At 60.7% G+C, this 15,728-nt stretch carries 18 protein-coding genes and 2 rRNA genes; 15 read left to right on the top strand and 5 right to left on the bottom strand.

Annotated features, from left to right (window positions below; all coding sequences use genetic code 11):
• The 5 genes from EPO61_13080 to EPO61_13100 form a co-directional block, all read left to right on the top strand.
• A 23S ribosomal RNA gene (locus EPO61_13080) occupies positions 1 to 1,160 on the top strand; the annotation flags it as partial.
• A gap of 128 nt (positions 1,161 to 1,288) precedes the next feature.
• Positions 1,289 to 1,405 (top strand): 5S ribosomal RNA (gene rrf, locus EPO61_13085).
• A gap of 158 nt (positions 1,406 to 1,563) precedes the next feature.
• Positions 1,564 to 2,250: a nucleoside deaminase gene (locus EPO61_13090; protein ID TAJ06916.1), complete on the top strand. Its 687-nt coding sequence runs from the start codon at positions 1,564 to 1,566 to the stop codon at positions 2,248 to 2,250.
• Positions 2,251 to 2,425: 175 nt separating this feature from the next.
• The gene (locus EPO61_13095) at positions 2,426 to 2,821 is read left to right on the top strand and encodes a hypothetical protein (protein TAJ06917.1); all 396 of its coding nucleotides are present in this window, start codon (positions 2,426 to 2,428) and stop codon (positions 2,819 to 2,821) included.
• 53 nt (positions 2,822 to 2,874) lie between these two features.
• Positions 2,875 to 3,921 carry a hypothetical protein gene (locus EPO61_13100; GenBank protein ID TAJ06918.1) on the top strand — a complete coding sequence of 349 codons (1,047 nt, stop codon included), beginning with the start codon at positions 2,875 to 2,877 and terminating at the stop codon, positions 3,919 to 3,921.
• A gap of 29 nt (positions 3,922 to 3,950) precedes the next feature.
• On the opposite strand, the gene EPO61_13105 is transcribed toward EPO61_13100, so the two are convergent.
• From EPO61_13105 to EPO61_13120, 4 genes are all read right to left on the bottom strand, one after another.
• Positions 3,951 to 4,220: a hypothetical protein gene (locus EPO61_13105; GenBank protein ID TAJ06919.1), complete on the bottom strand. Its 270-nt coding sequence runs from the start codon at positions 4,218 to 4,220 to the stop codon at positions 3,951 to 3,953.
• Between the two features lie 66 nt (positions 4,221 to 4,286).
• Complete coding sequence (locus EPO61_13110) at positions 4,287 to 4,946, bottom strand: protein-L-isoaspartate(D-aspartate) O-methyltransferase (protein TAJ06920.1); 660 nt, start codon at positions 4,944 to 4,946, stop codon at positions 4,287 to 4,289.
• Positions 4,947 to 5,152: 206 nt separating this feature from the next.
• Positions 5,153 to 6,439: a nicotinate phosphoribosyltransferase gene (locus tag EPO61_13115; protein ID TAJ07424.1), complete on the bottom strand. Its 1,287-nt coding sequence runs from the start codon at positions 6,437 to 6,439 to the stop codon at positions 5,153 to 5,155.
• 56 nt (positions 6,440 to 6,495) lie between these two features.
• Positions 6,496 to 7,074 (bottom strand): isochorismatase family protein, encoded by a 579-nt coding sequence (locus EPO61_13120; protein ID TAJ06921.1) that lies wholly within the window; start codon positions 7,072 to 7,074, stop codon positions 6,496 to 6,498.
• 278 nt (positions 7,075 to 7,352) lie between these two features.
• On the opposite strand from EPO61_13120, the gene EPO61_13125 reads away from it, so the two are divergent.
• Both EPO61_13125 and EPO61_13130 read left to right on the top strand, forming a co-directional pair.
• A complete protein-coding gene (locus EPO61_13125) occupies positions 7,353 to 7,931 on the top strand; it encodes a hypothetical protein (GenBank protein TAJ06922.1) in 579 nt (192 codons plus the stop codon).
• 17 nt (positions 7,932 to 7,948) lie between these two features.
• A complete protein-coding gene (locus EPO61_13130) occupies positions 7,949 to 8,326 on the top strand; it encodes a hypothetical protein (protein TAJ06923.1) in 378 nt (125 codons plus the stop codon).
• 37 nt (positions 8,327 to 8,363) lie between these two features.
• Here the strand turns inward: EPO61_13130 and EPO61_13135 are convergent, their stop codons facing one another.
• Positions 8,364 to 8,750, bottom strand: a complete 387-nt coding sequence (locus EPO61_13135; protein ID TAJ06924.1) for a hypothetical protein — start codon at positions 8,748 to 8,750, stop codon at positions 8,364 to 8,366.
• Between the two features lie 335 nt (positions 8,751 to 9,085).
• On the opposite strand from EPO61_13135, the gene EPO61_13140 reads away from it, so the two are divergent.
• The 8 genes from EPO61_13140 (at position 9,086) to EPO61_13175 (ending at position 15,719) form a co-directional block, all read left to right on the top strand.
• Positions 9,086 to 10,531 carry a sodium:solute symporter gene (locus EPO61_13140; protein TAJ06925.1) on the top strand — a complete coding sequence of 482 codons (1,446 nt, stop codon included), beginning with the start codon at positions 9,086 to 9,088 and terminating at the stop codon, positions 10,529 to 10,531.
• A gap of 88 nt (positions 10,532 to 10,619) precedes the next feature.
• Entirely contained in the window at positions 10,620 to 10,988 is a 369-nt protein-coding gene (locus EPO61_13145; GenBank protein TAJ06926.1) for an antibiotic biosynthesis monooxygenase, read from the top strand.
• A 266-nt stretch (positions 10,989 to 11,254) separates the two neighbouring features.
• Entirely contained in the window at positions 11,255 to 11,593 is a 339-nt protein-coding gene (locus EPO61_13150) for a hypothetical protein (protein ID TAJ06927.1), read from the top strand.
• A gap of 48 nt (positions 11,594 to 11,641) precedes the next feature.
• Positions 11,642 to 11,986: a hypothetical protein gene (locus EPO61_13155; GenBank protein TAJ06928.1), complete on the top strand. Its 345-nt coding sequence runs from the start codon at positions 11,642 to 11,644 to the stop codon at positions 11,984 to 11,986.
• A 146-nt stretch (positions 11,987 to 12,132) separates the two neighbouring features.
• Positions 12,133 to 12,993: an ABC transporter permease gene (locus tag EPO61_13160; protein ID TAJ06929.1), complete on the top strand. Its 861-nt coding sequence runs from the start codon at positions 12,133 to 12,135 to the stop codon at positions 12,991 to 12,993.
• 2 nt (positions 12,994 to 12,995) lie between these two features.
• Positions 12,996 to 13,718 (top strand): ATP-binding cassette domain-containing protein, encoded by a 723-nt coding sequence (locus tag EPO61_13165; GenBank protein ID TAJ06930.1) that lies wholly within the window; start codon positions 12,996 to 12,998, stop codon positions 13,716 to 13,718.
• A gap of 43 nt (positions 13,719 to 13,761) precedes the next feature.
• Positions 13,762 to 14,763 carry an MCE family protein gene (locus tag EPO61_13170; protein TAJ06931.1) on the top strand — a complete coding sequence of 334 codons (1,002 nt, stop codon included), beginning with the start codon at positions 13,762 to 13,764 and terminating at the stop codon, positions 14,761 to 14,763.
• A gap of 2 nt (positions 14,764 to 14,765) precedes the next feature.
• Positions 14,766 to 15,719 (top strand): tetratricopeptide repeat protein, encoded by a 954-nt coding sequence (locus EPO61_13175; GenBank protein TAJ06932.1) that lies wholly within the window; start codon positions 14,766 to 14,768, stop codon positions 15,717 to 15,719.
• The last annotated feature ends 9 nt before the right edge of the window (positions 15,720 to 15,728 follow it).

Below are 15,728 nucleotides of genomic sequence, written 5' to 3' on the forward strand. Positions count from 1 at the left end.
GAGGTTGCAATAAAGTGGCTCTAGCGACTGTTTACCAAAAACACAGGACTCTGCGAACACGCAAGTGGACGTATAGGGTCTGACGCCTGCCCGGTGCTGGAAGGTTAAATAGAGGGGTTAGCCGCAAGGCGAAGCTCTGAAATGAAGCCCCAGTAAACGGCGGCCGTAACTATAACGGTCCTAAGGTAGCGAAATTCCTTGTCGGGTAAGTTCCGACCTGCATGAATGGCGTAACGACTGGAGCGCTGTCTCGGGGAGTGACTCAGCGAATTTGTTGTTCCGGTGAAGAAGCCGGGTACCCGCAACTAGACGGAAAGACCCTGTGCACCTTTACTACACCTTGACATTGGGTGTTGGACGGGTATGTGTAGGATAGGTGGGAGGCTGTGAGGCGGGGGCGCTAGTTCCCGCGGAGCCAACGTTGAAATACCACCCTTACTTTTCTGATATTCTAACCCGGTCCTGTCATCCAGGACGGGGACAGTGTCTGGCGGGTAGTTTGACTGGGGCGGTCGCCTCCCAAAAAGTAACGGAGGCGCCCAAAGGTTCCCTCAGGCTGGTCGGTAATCAGCCGTCGAGTGCAAAGGCATAAGGGAGCTTGACTGCGAGACTGACAGGTCGAGCAGAGACGAAAGTCGGGCTTAGTGATCCGGTGGTTCTGTGTGGAAGGGCCATCGCTCAACGGATAAAAGGTACGCCGGGGATAACAGGCTGATCTCCCCCAAGAGTTCACATCGACGGGGAGGTTTGGCACCTCGATGTCGACTCATCGCATCCTGGGGCTGAAGCTGGTCCCAAGGGTTGGGCTGTTCGCCCATTAAAGCGGTACGAGAGTTGGGTTCAGAACGTCGTGAGACAGTTCGGTCCCTATCTGTTGTGGGCGGAGGAGATTTGAGAGGGGCTCTCACTAGTACGAGAGGACTGTGAGGGACGGACCTCTAGTGTGCCGGTTGTCGCGCCAGCGGCATTGCCGGGTAGCTATGTCCGGTAGGGATAACCGCTGAAAGCATCTAAGCGGGAAGCCTGCCTCAAGATGAGATCTCCCGGGGCGCAAGCCCCCTGAAGACCACTCGTAGACCACGAGTTTGATAGGCTGGGTGTGGAAGGGCTGTAAGGCCCGTAGCTAACCAGTACTAATCGGTCGTGCGGCTTAACGTTACGGTGCTCCTGACAGACGTGGTCTTAAAAGAATTGACGATTGAATCATTGTCGATTGTTGGATTGGGAAGGCCGAGACGGCAATTCTCATCAATCGACAATCACGCAATCATTCAATTTCTGAGAAGTTCCCGGTGGCCATGCCGGAGGGGTCACACCCGTTCCCATCCCGAACACGGAAGTTAAGCCCTCCAAGGCCGATGATACTGCTGCCGTGAGGCAGTGGGAAAGTAGGACGCTGCCGGGATTTTTACGAAAGCCCGCTGATCGAAAGGTCAGCGGGCTTTTTGTTTTTCGGCGGTAGGAGACTGCGGTGCGCCAGGGCTCACTCCCGAACCTCTCGGAGGACCCTTCCGCAAGCGGTGTCTTGTCGCCTCACCCTATCACCAGAGGAGCACTGCTGAAATGAACGATCTGGGTGAAGGTTTTTCTTCGGAACAGTCTGCGTCGTCGTCGACTCCCAACCCCTATGATATTCGTATAGTTTCTCGTCGTGATTTCCTACTGACGGGACTTGTGGCGAGCGCCGGGATCTATTTGGGTGCCGGCGAAGCGATCGCCAAGTCTGCGCCTGGTAGGACTCCTGCCGGAAGGTCGTCCGCGCCGGCTCAAGGCATGACCGAGCAGGATCGCGAGTACATGCGGCTTGCGATTCGTCAGATGCGTCAGGCCGGTGTGGTCGACAAAACCGGCGGCCCCTTTGGCGCCGTCATCGTTTGTGACGGCAAAGTCCTTGCCGTAGCCGGCAACAGTGTTGTGCGGGATCATGATCCGTCCGCCCATGCGGAAGTCAACGCGATCCGGGAGGCTTGCCGCCGACTGGGAACGATTGATCTCTCCGGATCGGTTCTCTACAGCAGTTGCGAATGTTGCCCGATGTGCTATGCGACCGCCTATTGGGCTCGAATCAGCAAGATCTACTATGCCGCTGCCTGGACCGACTTCGATGATCTCTTCGACGATGCGAATATCAGCCAGGACATGGCCAAGCCGTATCCTGAGCGTGCGCTCGCTCCGCAGCAAATTCTCCAAGGCGATGCGCAGAAAGTATGGCGGGAATTCAGAAAGATCCCCGATGGGGTGCGCTACTAACTGCGAGGGAAGTTTCGGGGGCGAGAGGGTTTTTGCCTTGTGAAGAGGCGACGGCGCAGGCTGTTAGGGGCGGGGAATCTAAGGCTGCCCAGTCATGAGTCGGCCGTGAGCGTCTTGACAAGAACGGAAGAGGAAGCTGATTCTAGGCACCCAAGGAAAGTCCTAACGCCAATCCATGCACCATCCAGGCTTGCACAAGTCCCACCATTCGTCGCAGGACGGCAAAACGGACTTCATGAAACGCTGCCACCCGATTCTCCGCCCGGGCGGCGTCTTTGTTGTCTTTGATCCCTATCCCGGCGATGGCGAAACTCGCGAAGCGTTTGTCCGACGCTGGTGGACCCACATCCAAGAGACCTGGAAGGACTTGTCTCCCGAGGAACTCACGCTCGTCCATGACCACATCATGGGTTGCGATTTTCCGGAAAGTCCCTCGACCCTGGATGACTTCGCGCACAAGGCTGGTTTGCGAGGGCGGAAACCTTCTGGGCATCGCCGGATGGTTTTTATGCCCTGCGCGCATTCCTTGCGTGATGATGGGGCCCCTGTCTGCGTTAGGCGTGCCGGCTGAAGTCATTGGGGGGAGCTTCTTGGCTGCCACAGATGAAACAGGGAGGTGAGCGTATGCGCCAACTAGCATTGAGTGTGTTGCTGTTTGTCTTGTGGGCGCCATCCGCGTTCGCCGGGCTGTGCAAGGCCGGCAATATCGAGAGTCGGCACAACCGGGAGGCGGAAAACCTCGAACTGGAAAACTTTGCGACCGCTGTGTCGCCGCTGGACGGCACGTCCGACTATATCGGGAGTCGGACCTATAACGCTCACGTCCTCGCCTGCAATCGCAAGCGCGACACCATGGGCAACGAGATTGAGAAAGGCATCAGTGTCGATCATGTCTTTGAGGCTAATCTTGCGCCACGATTGATCAAGGGTCACTACAATTATTTTGGCAATATCGTGACGCAGCAGCGGTATATGTATCGGCTCGAGCGGACGAACGGCAACTGGATCGTTACGATTCCCGCCGAGTTTCACTTTCCGGAGTTGAAGCTGACCAAGTTCCTCGACATTACAATGCCCTTGGCGGAACGTCTGGGAATTGCCGCCACCATTTGTGCGACCACGGTCAAGAGCGGCGGCAAAACGACGCGCGGCCTGGTCCCGAAAAGCGTGAGTAACGGCGTGTGGACTGATGACACATGCCGGGTCGGTCGCGGCGAGAGTTTTACTGCCAACGGCCAAACCAAAGACATCAAAGACTGGTACATGGACTTTTGGAAGGAACTGATTCAAGGCTACTGGAGCCGGCCCGGATTCGAGTTGCGCTTCCAGATCATCAACCGTGATGAGGTCGCCTCGGAAGACCTGGCCGCATATAAAAAAGAGGACGTCATCTGGCATGTGCGCTTGAACATGAACGCCAATGTCGCGCCGCGCTACAAATCCAATCCGCTCTTTTTGCATCCGATCTATTCCGGGATCGATCAGTCCGGCGTGGTCCACGAGTTTGGACATGTGTTGGGGCTCGACGACGAGTATCCCTCCACGGAGTGTGCCCCTCTGGGCGGCACGGACTACATCATGTGCGGTGCGTTCACGTTGGGCGGAGACAATCAGAAGGCGGTCTATCCCTGGATCGTGACCCGGCGATATGTGGCTGGGAAAGCTCTGTAAGGATTTCTGGGTGTGGCATCGGGGTGAGTCTACTTGTTCTGCTTGGCGGATTTGTCGTCCGACTGTTTGTCTGAGCCTTTGCCAGTGATCTTTTTGAACGTCTCTCCGATGGCCGGGCCGATTTTGGGGATCTCTTTCTCGATGTTCTGTTCGGCGCTTTTCAGGCCTCGCCCCAAATCATCCACGGTGATGCCTTTCTTTTCCTCTTTCTTCTTGGTGTCGCCTGAGTCTGAACTCGCCCCCACCGCCGCGCTGAATCCCACCGCTACGAAGAACGCCATAACTATTGCAGCCCTCATGGTTCGCCTCCCCTTGGCCTAATGGCATGTCAGTTGTTTTAATTGGCCGTCTGACCCGCGCGTCGGTCACGGCTTGCCCTCCCGCGACGCGCGGTCCTCACGAAGCATGGGCACGAAGCGCACGGGGATCAGTTCGGTCCGTTCGTACCCGTTTTGGGTGCGACGGTAGAGGGTCAGTTTCTGGAAGGAATCTCCGAGGGGAAGGATCAGACGTCCTCCAAGCGCCAGCTGGTCGAGGAGCGGCTGGGGAACGTGATCCGTGGCGGCCGTGACGATGATGGCGTCGAATGGCGCTTCTTCCGGCCAGCCTCGATAGCCGTCACCCGCTCGCACTGTGACGTTCACGTAGCCGAGTTCCGCCAGGCGCTGCGCCGCCTGCTTCGCCAGGGGCTCCACGAGCTCGATCGTGAAGACCCGTGAGGCGAGTTCGGCCAGCACGGCAGCCTGGTATCCAGAGCCGGTTCCGATCTCGAGCACCTTCTCCCGCCCCTGTAACGCGAGTGCTTCGGTCATGAACGCGACGACGGCGGGTTGCGAAATCGTCTGCCCGTGCCCGATCGGGAGGGGGCTGTCGGCGTAGGCGAACCGGGCATGCGAATCTGGAACGAAGCGATGCCGGGGGACATGGCGCATCGCGGCGATCACGCCGGGATCTCTGATACCGCGCGGGACGATCTGATCGGCAATCATATTATCCCGCTCGGTTTGGCGGGCGGGCTCCGTCATAAACACCTCATCCTGAGGTCTCGTGCAGCTGAGGAGCAAGAGCGCGAAGCCCGTCAGGGCGATTGTCAGGCACCGACATGCCATGATGCTGGCTCTCCAAGTCGGGCAGCCAGATCCCGTCTGGTGAGGCAGGTGACTGCCTCACCAGACGAGCCCGATCGGGAACTGTTCAAACGCGTGACGGGCGTCGGCGCGGCGGACTCGCGCTAACGGCCCTGGTCCACTGATCCGGCCAAGTCTTGCAGAGCCTGCGAGATGCGGACCGGGTAGGGCGCGCCGTCCTGCAGCGTCCGCAGCGGTTCCGGCATGCGCGATAGCTCGCCGGTGATCGCGGCCCGGATGTCGGCAAGCGGGCGCGGAGACGTCAGCCGTTTGCCTGCCTGCATGACCGGCTGGAGCAGCGCGGTGCCATTCTGTCTGTCGCCCTCCAGCGTGACGACGTCGCCGGCCATCCGGCCGTCCGTTCCATGCATCCGATAGACCTGTTTTCTTCCCGGCCAGGTGGCCTTCCCTTCCGACCGTTTCCGGCACGGTCGTCCTGCGTACTCCTGCAATTTGTAGGCGCAATCCATGTACGGCGCATCGGAGGACGTCGTGACGTGTGTGCCCACCGCGAAGGTGTCGATCGGCGCCTCCGCCTCGACGAGCCTTCGCAGCGCTGCTTCGTCGATGTTGCCGCTGGCGAGTATCTGCACGTGCCTCAAGCCACCGTCATCCAGGATGCGGCGGACTTGGCGCGCGTGGGCGGCGAGGTCGCCGCTGTCCAGGCGCACGCCCTTGATCGTGATGCCCTGTTGTCTCAGGCGAGGCGCCAGGGCCACGACTTTTTTTGCGGCGGCTTCGGTGTCGTAGGTGTCGAGCAGCAAGACGACGTTGTCGGGATGCGACCGGGCGAAGCGCTCGAACGCGTCGCTTTCGTCGGTGTGGGCTTGCACGAACGAATGGGCCATCGTGCCGTAAACGGGGATGTTGAATTGTGCGCCGGCCAGCACCGTCGCCGTGCCGGCGAAGCCGGCCAGATAGCTGGCCCGTGCGGCGAGCACTCCGGCCTCCGCGCCGTGGGCGCGACGCAGTCCGAAATCGATGAGCGGCCTGCCCCCCGCAAGCAACACGAGTCTGGCTGCTGTTGAGGCGATCATCGTCTGAAAATGCAGCAGGTTGATCAGGCGGGTTTCGACGAGTTGCGCCTGGGGCAGCGGCGCGATCAGGCGCAGGACCGGCTCGTTCGGGAAGAACACGGTGCCTTCCGGCATCGCCTGGACATCTCCCTCAAAGCGGAAGTGCGCCAGGTAATCCACGAACGAGGCGGACACCTTCCCGCTCGTCTTCAGCCAATCCAGTTCCCAGTCCGAGAAACGGAGCGTGTTGAGGTACTCGAGCACCTGCTCCAGGCCGGCCGCCAGCAAAAAGCTGCGGTGGGCCGGCAGCTTGCGGACGAAGAATTCAAAGACCGCCGGTTCCTCCATGCTCTGTTCGACGTAGGTCTGGAGCATGGTGAGTTGGTAGAGATCCGTCAGGAGGGCGCTCTGTGGGGGGGGCGGCGGGCCGGTCACGATGCCAAATCCTCGAAGCGAGCCGGTCTGGCGCCCAGGCGCAGCATCTCCGCTTCCGCGTTCGCGCCGTCGTCCGGATGGACGTTCACGGCCCGGATCGCGTCCATCAACAGGACGACCGCATAGCCGAGCGCCAGGGCATCCCTGACCGTATTCAGGACGCAATAGTCCGTGGCGATGCCGCCGATGAACAGGCGTCGCACTCCGCTGGTATGGAGCGCGGCATCCAGTGTGGTACCTTCAAAGGCGGAATAGGCCTCTGTATCGGCGGCGGTGGCCTTGTGCACGACGACCACGGACGGAGGCAGGGGAAAATCGGGAGGCGCGTCAGCGCCGATGGAGCCGGCGATGCAGTGCGGCGGCCAGATTCCTCCCTGGTCGAGGAACGAACAGTGGTTGGCCGGATGCCAGTCGCGGCCGGCGAAGATCGGCAGGGTATGCGACTGAAAAAGGGCGAGATAGCGGAGCAAGACCGGCACGAGTTCGTTTCCATGCGGAACCGCAAGGCTTCCGCCGGGCAGAAAATCGTTCTGGATGTCCGCGATGAAAAGCGCGTCGCCTCGCTCGAGTTTCACAGGGAACCTCTATTGCGTGTCAGCGTCCCCGCTGCAAGAACCGGCGGATCGTAGCCACCACGTCCTGGACTTCCGTATAGTTCAACGTGCAAATTGCAGGTGTCGAGAGTCTGTTCTAACGCTGGCCACCTCCCTTGGGCGCAAGTATAGCACGTCAGGACTGCCTGGCTTGCAAAGCGGACAGTCAACCAACTGGTGTGCTAGCATGGTGGCGCGGCTGAAGTGCCGGCTGGCATTCGCGGTGAGGTGATAAGGCGGTTGCTGAGGGAGGTCTGTGCGTGAAGACGGTTGCTCGATGGCCATTGGGATTTATCCTGTCTCTCTGTTGTTGGCAGGGGGCTCTTCGGGAGGCGGGGGCCGAGGTGGAGGTGCTGACGGGCACGTCGTTGACCATTGATGGCCAAGTTATTTCGGATCGTGCGGCCGTAGTCGGGCATCCCACCGTGAAGGAAGTGCTGGCCGCTTTCGGACGAGCGGAGGATGCCCTGCAGAAACAGGACCTTGAAGCCCTGATGCGCTTCTACGCCCTCGGCTACAATTACAACGGGTTGAAGCAGGCCGATGTCCGACGTGTGTGGGGCGAGGTCTTTGATCACTTTCGGACGATTGCGTCGACGCATCATTTTACGGAGGTGAGAGTGGTGCGGGTCGGTTCTCATCCCCGCGTGGAAGTGACCTGCACGGGTGGGCTCTATGCCGTGGAGAAGGCGAGCGGCAGGCGCGTCACGATCGATAGCTGGTTCCACGAGGTCCACTATCTGATCCACGAAGGGGGGACGTGGCATTTTCTGGGCAATGCGGGGAACGCGCCGACCGACGTGCCGGCCTGGTCCGCGCCCCATCATCCGTTGTTTTGACGGACCACGGTGCGGCTATGGCGAGACGCAGCAAAGCACGCAACGTCCTCGCCGGCTCCGTGCTGGCGCTTCTGATTTTCTTCCAGGCGGAGCCGCTACACGCGTTCACCGGCACGCTGGACGCGCTGTGGCTGGAGACGAATCCGGTGCCCCGCGGGGAGTGCCTCCATTTTCTCGTCAAAGCCTGGCCGTACAAACTCTACCGTGGTCGGATCTCGCCGCACGATTGTCTGGTCAACGCGATACGTGACTATCGCAAGGGCGATCACGAGGAAGCGATGGGGTGGCTGCAAGCGGCCTTCTGCCCCGATCGAGAAGCCCAGCAGAATCTGGTCCGCCAGGCTCCCGCCGTCCTGGACTATTTGCTCACGAAGTATGGCCCCGAGGTCGGGTAGGTGCGACAGGCGGAGCTGAGGGATCGGCGCGGCTCGGTTACCCCAGCACACGGATGGTCGCGGTGCGAGTGACGTTGCCTCGCAGGTCGTCGGTATCCAGCCAGACGTTGAACTGCACAGTGCCCGGCTTGGCGAAACAGAGGCTGGCCGACTGCTGCGGCGGGATCGTGACGAAATCCTGAAGCACGCCGAAAGAGCTGAAGCCATTTTGACAGGAGACTGCTTTCATCGGACTGCTCCCCAGGAAGCCAATGTGAACGGGCTTGGAGCGGAGATTGACCCATCGAATTTCATCGCCCATCGCCGCGAACAGTTCCCTCGGCGAAACCATCTCTTCGATCTTGATCTCACGGACAGCGCCGGTGCGGCTTGTTTCTGGAAGCACAGAGCAGCCGAGAGCCGTCACGAGCAGCCATGTGCCCAACTGGATCAATATCAGCCCTGGGCGAGTCCTTGCCTCCATATGCCCTCCGTAGCATCGTGATTGTCAGCAAGATGGATGCCCGGTCCACATGGTTCAGGAACGGGTATTGGTGTGATGAGATGAGCCGCCTTGGTCGGATTACGGAGATGACGAGCGCTTGCGCACGTGAGCGATCGTTCATTTTCGCACCGGAGCGATGGATGGAGCTGTATGGTATGGAACGTTCCATGATGTCGGCTTTTCGTAGTTTCAGGGAAAACCTTTTGCTAGGATAGGCCGCCGGAAGTTCTGTCCGATGTCCCGGATCTTACTCGACGCTCGGCGAGCTGTTTCCCATGATCGTCTGGTTCGTCATTCTCTATCTGCTCGTCTCGGTGGGCATCGGGCTTTATGCGGCGACCCGCGTCCATAACGCGAAGGATTTTGCGGTCGCGGGGCGCAGCCTGCCGTTGCCGATCGTTACGGCTACGGTGTTCGCCACTTGGTTCGGGGCCGAAACCGTGCTGGGCATTTCCGCCACCTTCGTCAAGGAGGGCCTGCGCGGCGTGGTGGCCGATCCCTTCGGGTCCAGTTTGTGTCTGATCCTCGCCGGATTGTTTTTCGCCCGCCGCCTCTACCGTATGAATCTGCTCACCATCGGCGACTACTACCGGTTGCGGTACAGCCGCCCGGTGGAGGTGTTGTGCACGTTGTGCATCGTCGCATCCTATCTGGGCTGGGTTTCGGCGCAGATCAAGGCCCTTGGGTTGGTTTTTAATGTCGTCTCGGGCGGCTCGGTTACGCCGTACTTGGGCATGATCATCGGCGCGGCGATCGTGCTCACCTATACGACCTTCGGCGGCATGTTTTCAGTGGCGATCCTCGACTTCGTCCAGATCACGGTCATCATGGGCGGGATGCTCTACATCGGCCACGTGATCAGCGGCCTGACCGGCGGGGTCGGGGCGGTGATCAGCCATGCGGCGGCGGCCGGCAAGCTGGAGTTGTTCCCCGAGGCGAGCCTCCACGCCTGGATTCCCTTCCTGGGGGCTTGGATGACCATGATGTTGGGCTCGATCCCGCAACAGGACGTCTTCCAACGCATCACCTCGGCCAAGGACGAGAAGACCGCCGTCCGCGGCTCGGTGCTGGGCGGCACGCTCTACTTTCTGTTCGCCTTCGTGCCGATGTTTCTGGCCTACTCGGCCACGTTGGTGGATCCGAAAATGTCCGGGGCCCTGCTGGAGGCGGATCCACAACTGGTGCTGCCGACTCTGATCTTGCAGCATACGCCGGTCCCGGCCCAGATCATCTTCTTCGGCGCGGTCCTCTCGGCCATCATGAGCTGTTCGAGCGCCACCTTGCTGGCGCCGTCGGTGGCCTTCAGCGAGAACATCGTCAAGGGCTTGCGTCCTCGCATGAACGACCGGACATTCCTGCGCACGATGCGGATTGTGCTGGTGTGTTTCACCGCGGTGGTGCTGGCCTTCGCGCTCAACACCCAGGCGAGCATCTTCAAGATGGTCGAAAACGCCTATAAGGTGACGTTGGTGGCCGCGTTCATCCCTCTGTTCGCCGGATTGTACTGGCCGCGGGCGAACAACCAAGGGGCCCTGTGCGCCATCGCGGCCGGCCTTGCCACGTGGATTGCGCTCGAACTGGTCGGGTCACAAGATGCCGTGTGGCCGCCCCAGTTGGTGGGGTTCCTCATGGCCGGGGGGGGCATGGTTGCCGGTTCGCTGTTGCCTCCGTCTTGGGTGTCGAGGGGGCGGACGTATCGCTCGCCGGCTTCCGCGCCGTAGGACGTTCCTCTTTTCTCTTCCCGGGAGGATCGTTACAATAATTGCCTTGCGGCTTGTCCGTCGGTTGTCAGTGAAGGAGGCTGAGTCCATGGTTAAGATGGTCGAAATGGATGCCAGGGTCACGCTGTTCACGCAGATGGAAGAGAAGGGCGGGCCGGTGATCCTGATCAACAAGTTCACCGTTGAGCCCGAGGATGTCGTGCAACTCCTCGAAGCCTGGAAGTTCGACGCCGCCTTGCTCAAGCAGAAGCCGGGATTTATTTCCACCCAGCTGCATCGGGGCATCGGGGGCAGCTGCGTTTTCATCAACTATGCGGTGTGGGAATCGGTGGAACTGTTCAAACAAGCGTTCAAAGACCCCGAGTTCATCGCATCATTGGCCAAGTATCCGTCCAGCGCCTCAGCCTCTCCGCATCTGTTTAGGAAGGTGGCGGTCGCCGGTATTTGCGGGGAGTAGTCGGCATGAGGACAAGGGTCGCAAAATGAATTTCCATCGATGGTGTTTGACCGGGCCTTTTGCATCGCGTAGTATGGTAGTATGTAGCCAGGCTTGTTGAACGACGCTGACTGTCCTATCCCTCGCGCTTCTCCGTCCTCCGTACGCGATCGATTCTCCAGTCTTCGCGGTTCTTTCGGTCGGGCTTGCCGCGACCCGGCCGTCCATCTGTGACGGAAAGAGATTGGCCATCTCCAGCGTGGCACCGTAAGAAGGAGTACACCATCATGAGTGACAGCAAACTGGACAAGGGGGAGCAGCGGAAACATTGGGTCCGGATTCCTGATGGGACATTGGTCCGGCATCGTCAGGAGGGCCATGAAGGCTATATTGACGGTTTGACGGAAATTGTCGACGGTCTGGATCGGAATCCGGACGGGCGCACCCAATACCGCATCAAGGTGGGAGATACCAGCCGAAAGCTGGCCGTGGAGGACGATCTCTTGATCGTGACGGATGCCGAGGGGCTGGTGCTGATTTTGAAGCAGAAAGTGGAGTATCGAGGCGTGGTCAGCACGCAGTTGCACGGTGCATTTGGGGCCGACCGGTTTGTTAAATCGAAATAAGGCGATACCGCCGGCCACCTGTTCCCGCCATTGGAAGGAGTTCGCACCATGCCGCACATCGTCATTAACAAGAGTCACGGGGAGTTCTGTCTCAGCCATCAGGCGTTCTTGCGGTTGCGTGAGCTGGGCCAGCAGGATGCGCTGAAAGAATCGGATCCCGCCGTCTATTGGCCCCAATCGGCTTCGCCGCAGGATCCGGATTTCAATCAATGCGGCCGGTTGATCCCGCGGGACGACCTGAAGCTGGTGCAAGTGGTCACCGAGCTTGGCGGAAAGGCCAACGGCTACTGTGCGGAGCTCAAGGTGGTGGATGTGCCGACCGATGTGCGGTGGGAAATTGAGAAGACTCGCGGGGGCGAGCACGTGAGCGAAACCCATCGTATCTGGGACTAAGTAAGGATTGGACCAAGCCCGCGCCTGTCACTGCTCCGTCTCTCTCGATCCGAGAACGACCGTGATCCGCTACAAGCTCGCAGCTTGACCGGGCCATTCCTCGCCTTTCATTGCAATCACTCCTTGATTCTCCTAGAATTCACGCGATGCCTGTGTCTTCAACCGTGAAGGTGAAACCCTTGGGGGAGGCTACGGAAGTCGTCACGGTCGATCGGGGGCCCGGGGCTGTCATCGCCTGGGTGGGCCGTAAGGTCATGGCCTGGTACGCCTATGTCGTCGATCTGATGGCGCTGGTATACCTCTCCTTGCGCGAGTTGGCCAATCCCGTCGAGCGGGTGCGCCGGACGGCCTCCGGGGTGATCCTGCGTCAGATTTTGTTTACCGGCGTCGATGCACTGCCCGTGATGAGCGCCATCGCCTTGATGGTGGGCATCATCATCATCACCCAGGCCGGGACCCAGTTGCCGAAAGTCGGCGCCGGGGATCAGATCGGCAACATCATCGTGGTGACGGTGATCCGGGAGTTGGGGCCTCTGTTGACGATGTTTATCGTCGTCGGGCGATCCGGCTCCGCGATCACGACCGAGTTGGGGTACATGCGGGTCGGGCAGGAAATCACCGCGCTGGAACTCATGGGCGTGCAAGTGACCCGGTTCATCGTGATGCCGCGGATGATGGGCATGATCCTCTCCATGATCTGCCTGACCCTGTATTTCGATACGGTCGCCGTGCTGGGCGGATTCGTCGTGGCCAAGCTGAAGCTCACGGTTCCTTTTGCCGCCTTTGCCAAAGCCGTGACCCAGTCACTCTCGGTGACGGACCTCGTGGTAACGGCCACCAAGGGGGTGTTGTTCGGCATGGCCGTGGCCGCGATTTGCTGCCACCATGGGCTCTCCGTCCGTTCATCGTTTACGGAAGTGCCCCAGCAGACGACCCGAGCCATGATCAACTCCCTCAAGATTTGCCTGGTGTTGGATATCGTGGTGACCGTCACGGCATATTTTTGACCATGCCTGTCTTGGAGCTGTCCGGCGCGGCGGTCGAGATGGACGGTCACGGACGGTGGTCCGACCTGACCCTGTCTCTCAATGAAGGCGAGGCCTGCGCCTTGATCGGGCCGAACCGAGGCGGTAAAAGTCTGGCATTGAAACTCTGCGCCGGGCTGGTCACGCCGGAACGGGGTGTGGCGCGGCTGTTCGAACGGGATCTGCGCGATCTGGACGAAGAGGATTGGGCAGCGTTGCGCCAGCGGGTGGGCACGGTCCTGCAAGCGCCAGGCTTACTGAGCAATATGACGGTGTTCAACAACGTGGCGCTGCCACTGCGTTACCACCGGGGCCTCTCCGATGAGGAGTTGGAGCCGCTGGTCATGGTCCGTCTGGAGGCGTTGGGTGTGGCGGATCTGCGCCACCGATTTCCCGCCGAGCTGAATCAGGGGGAGGCCCGTTGCGTGGCGATCGCCCGTGCCCTGTCGTTGGATCAGGAAGTGTTGCTGCTGGACGATCCGCTGGAAGGGCTGGATGCGCTGACCAGTAGACGTTTGGGCGAGTGGTTGCAGGCGCAGCGCCGGAGCCGGGCGCTCACGATTCTGGCAACGACCCGCCGAGCCTCGTCCCTGCTGGCCATGGTGGATCGGTTCGTCTATGTGCGGGACGGGCAGGTACAGGCTCAAGGACGGTATGAAGAGCTGTTGGCCTCGGCCGACGACGCGATGAAGGACTATTTGCAGTAGGCATCGTTCGAGCCGGGATTACCATCGGGAAGAGAGGTCGTCTATGCCAATGCACTATTCTCACAAATTGTCCGGGCCGCGCATGGCGCAGTTGGTGGGCGCCTTCGTGCTGGTTCCCGTGCTGGGGTTGATCGCCGTCGGCATCTTCATGTTGAAAGCCGAGCATATCTTCGACGAGAAGTATCAGCTCCATGCCACGCTGAGCAATGCCTACGGGTTGGCCCCCGGCGATCCAGTTGTAATCTCCGGCCTGCCGATCGGCCGGGTCAGGACCGTCGAGTTTGCGGACGGCGGCACGGTGGCCGTGACCTTCCAGCTCCTGAGCCGGTACCAGGAGATGGTGCGGGAGAATTCCGTGGCCAGCATCACCAAGAGCGGTGTAGTCATGGGCCAGAGCCAGGTGGAGGTCGCCATGGGCGACCAGCGCAAGCCGGTCCTGACCGATGGCTCGACGATTCGCGTGCAGCCTCCCACCGACTATGCGGCGATGCTGAACGAGGTTCGGTCGGAGGTGAAGCCGGTCCTGGAGTCCGTGCAGCGGACGGTGCTGCGCGTGGAAGAAATTACCAAGGATGTCCAGCAGGCCGTGCAGACCGGCGGCCGGACGTTGGCCCATGTGGAGCAGGCGACGCGCGAACTGCCGGCGGTGATGGCGTCGGTGCAGCACAGCGTCACCGCGGTGGAGCAGACGACGGCCACGTTGCCGGAACTGACCGGGTCGGTCAAGAAGACTCTCGGGAAGGTGGACGGCATCGTGACCGATGTGAAGGCGACCACCGCCAAGTTGCCGCCTCTTGTGGCGGCTGCTCAGGATGCCGTCAATAACATCAAGGCCTCCACCGAGTCCATCAAGGCGGTGAGCAAGGATATGCCGCCTCTTGTCCGTACGGCCCATGCCACTCTGGATGACGTGAATACCATCATCAAAGGCGCCAAGCGGACATTTCCGGTCAGCACCATGGTCCGGAATGCGGAACAGATGGAATCGGTCGGCCGGGCCGGGAATGGCCTGACCAGCCTCAGGGGAGACCAGTTGCCGCGGTGAAGATGGCGCGGCCGACAGCCGGTCCAGTACTGATCTGGGCCCTGTGCCTGCTGATGGGCTGCGCCGCCGGGGCTCCGCCGGATCCGTCTCCCGAATGGGGGGGCAAGATCCGTGACCTCCATGCCCGCGGGCAGCGGCTCATGGAGCAGGGAGAGCTGGAGCGGGCCAGGGACGCGTACGAGGAATCCAGGTTGTTAACGGAAAGCCTGGACGATCTGCCAGGCTTGACCATGGCGCTGAACGGGCTTGGCTCCGTGGCGGTCGCGGAAGGGCAGGTGGGCGAGGCCCTGGCATTGCACCAGCGGGCTCTGGCGTTGGCCAAGTCCTCGGGCCGAACCGACTTGCTCATCGATACGCAGGCCCATTTAGGCGCGGCCTTCCAGCTGGCCGGTGAGTCCCAGAAGGCTGTGTCCTTGTATGAACAGGCTTTGGGTTCGGCCCGAGTGACCGGGAATCGGCATAGCGAGGCGGTCCTGCTCAATAATATTGGGTTGCTGGATCTCAAGGCTGGCGAGCGGGCGAAGGCGGAAGCCTCATTGAAGGAAGCCCTGGCGATCAACCAGGACTTGCAAGACCGACCCGCTCAGGCAGCGAACCTGGCCAACCTGGGTTTGCTGGCCGAGCAAGCTGCGCAATGGGGCGAGGCGCAGAGCCGCTTCGAAGCGGCCCTGGAACTGGACAAAGCGAGCGAGCATCGCGCCGCCATTGCCGGAGACTTGGCGGGGTTGGCGCGTGTCATGCAGCAACAGCACCGGCAAGATGCGGCGCTGGACTTCGCGCAACGGGCCTATTGGAGCTATCGCGCCATCGGGGATATCCCCCGGGCGATGACTGAATTGACCCGGGCGGCGACGCTTCTCCGTGAACAGGGGCGGCAGCAGGAGGCCTCCCAGTTCGAGGCGGAACTCAAAAGTTTACACGAGTCTTCCAAACCGGCAGATGCCCCCCACCCGTAGCCGTCAACC

This window comes from Nitrospirota bacterium, from assembly GCA_004296885.1.
GTDB lineage: Bacteria > Nitrospirota > Nitrospiria > Nitrospirales > Nitrospiraceae > SYGV01.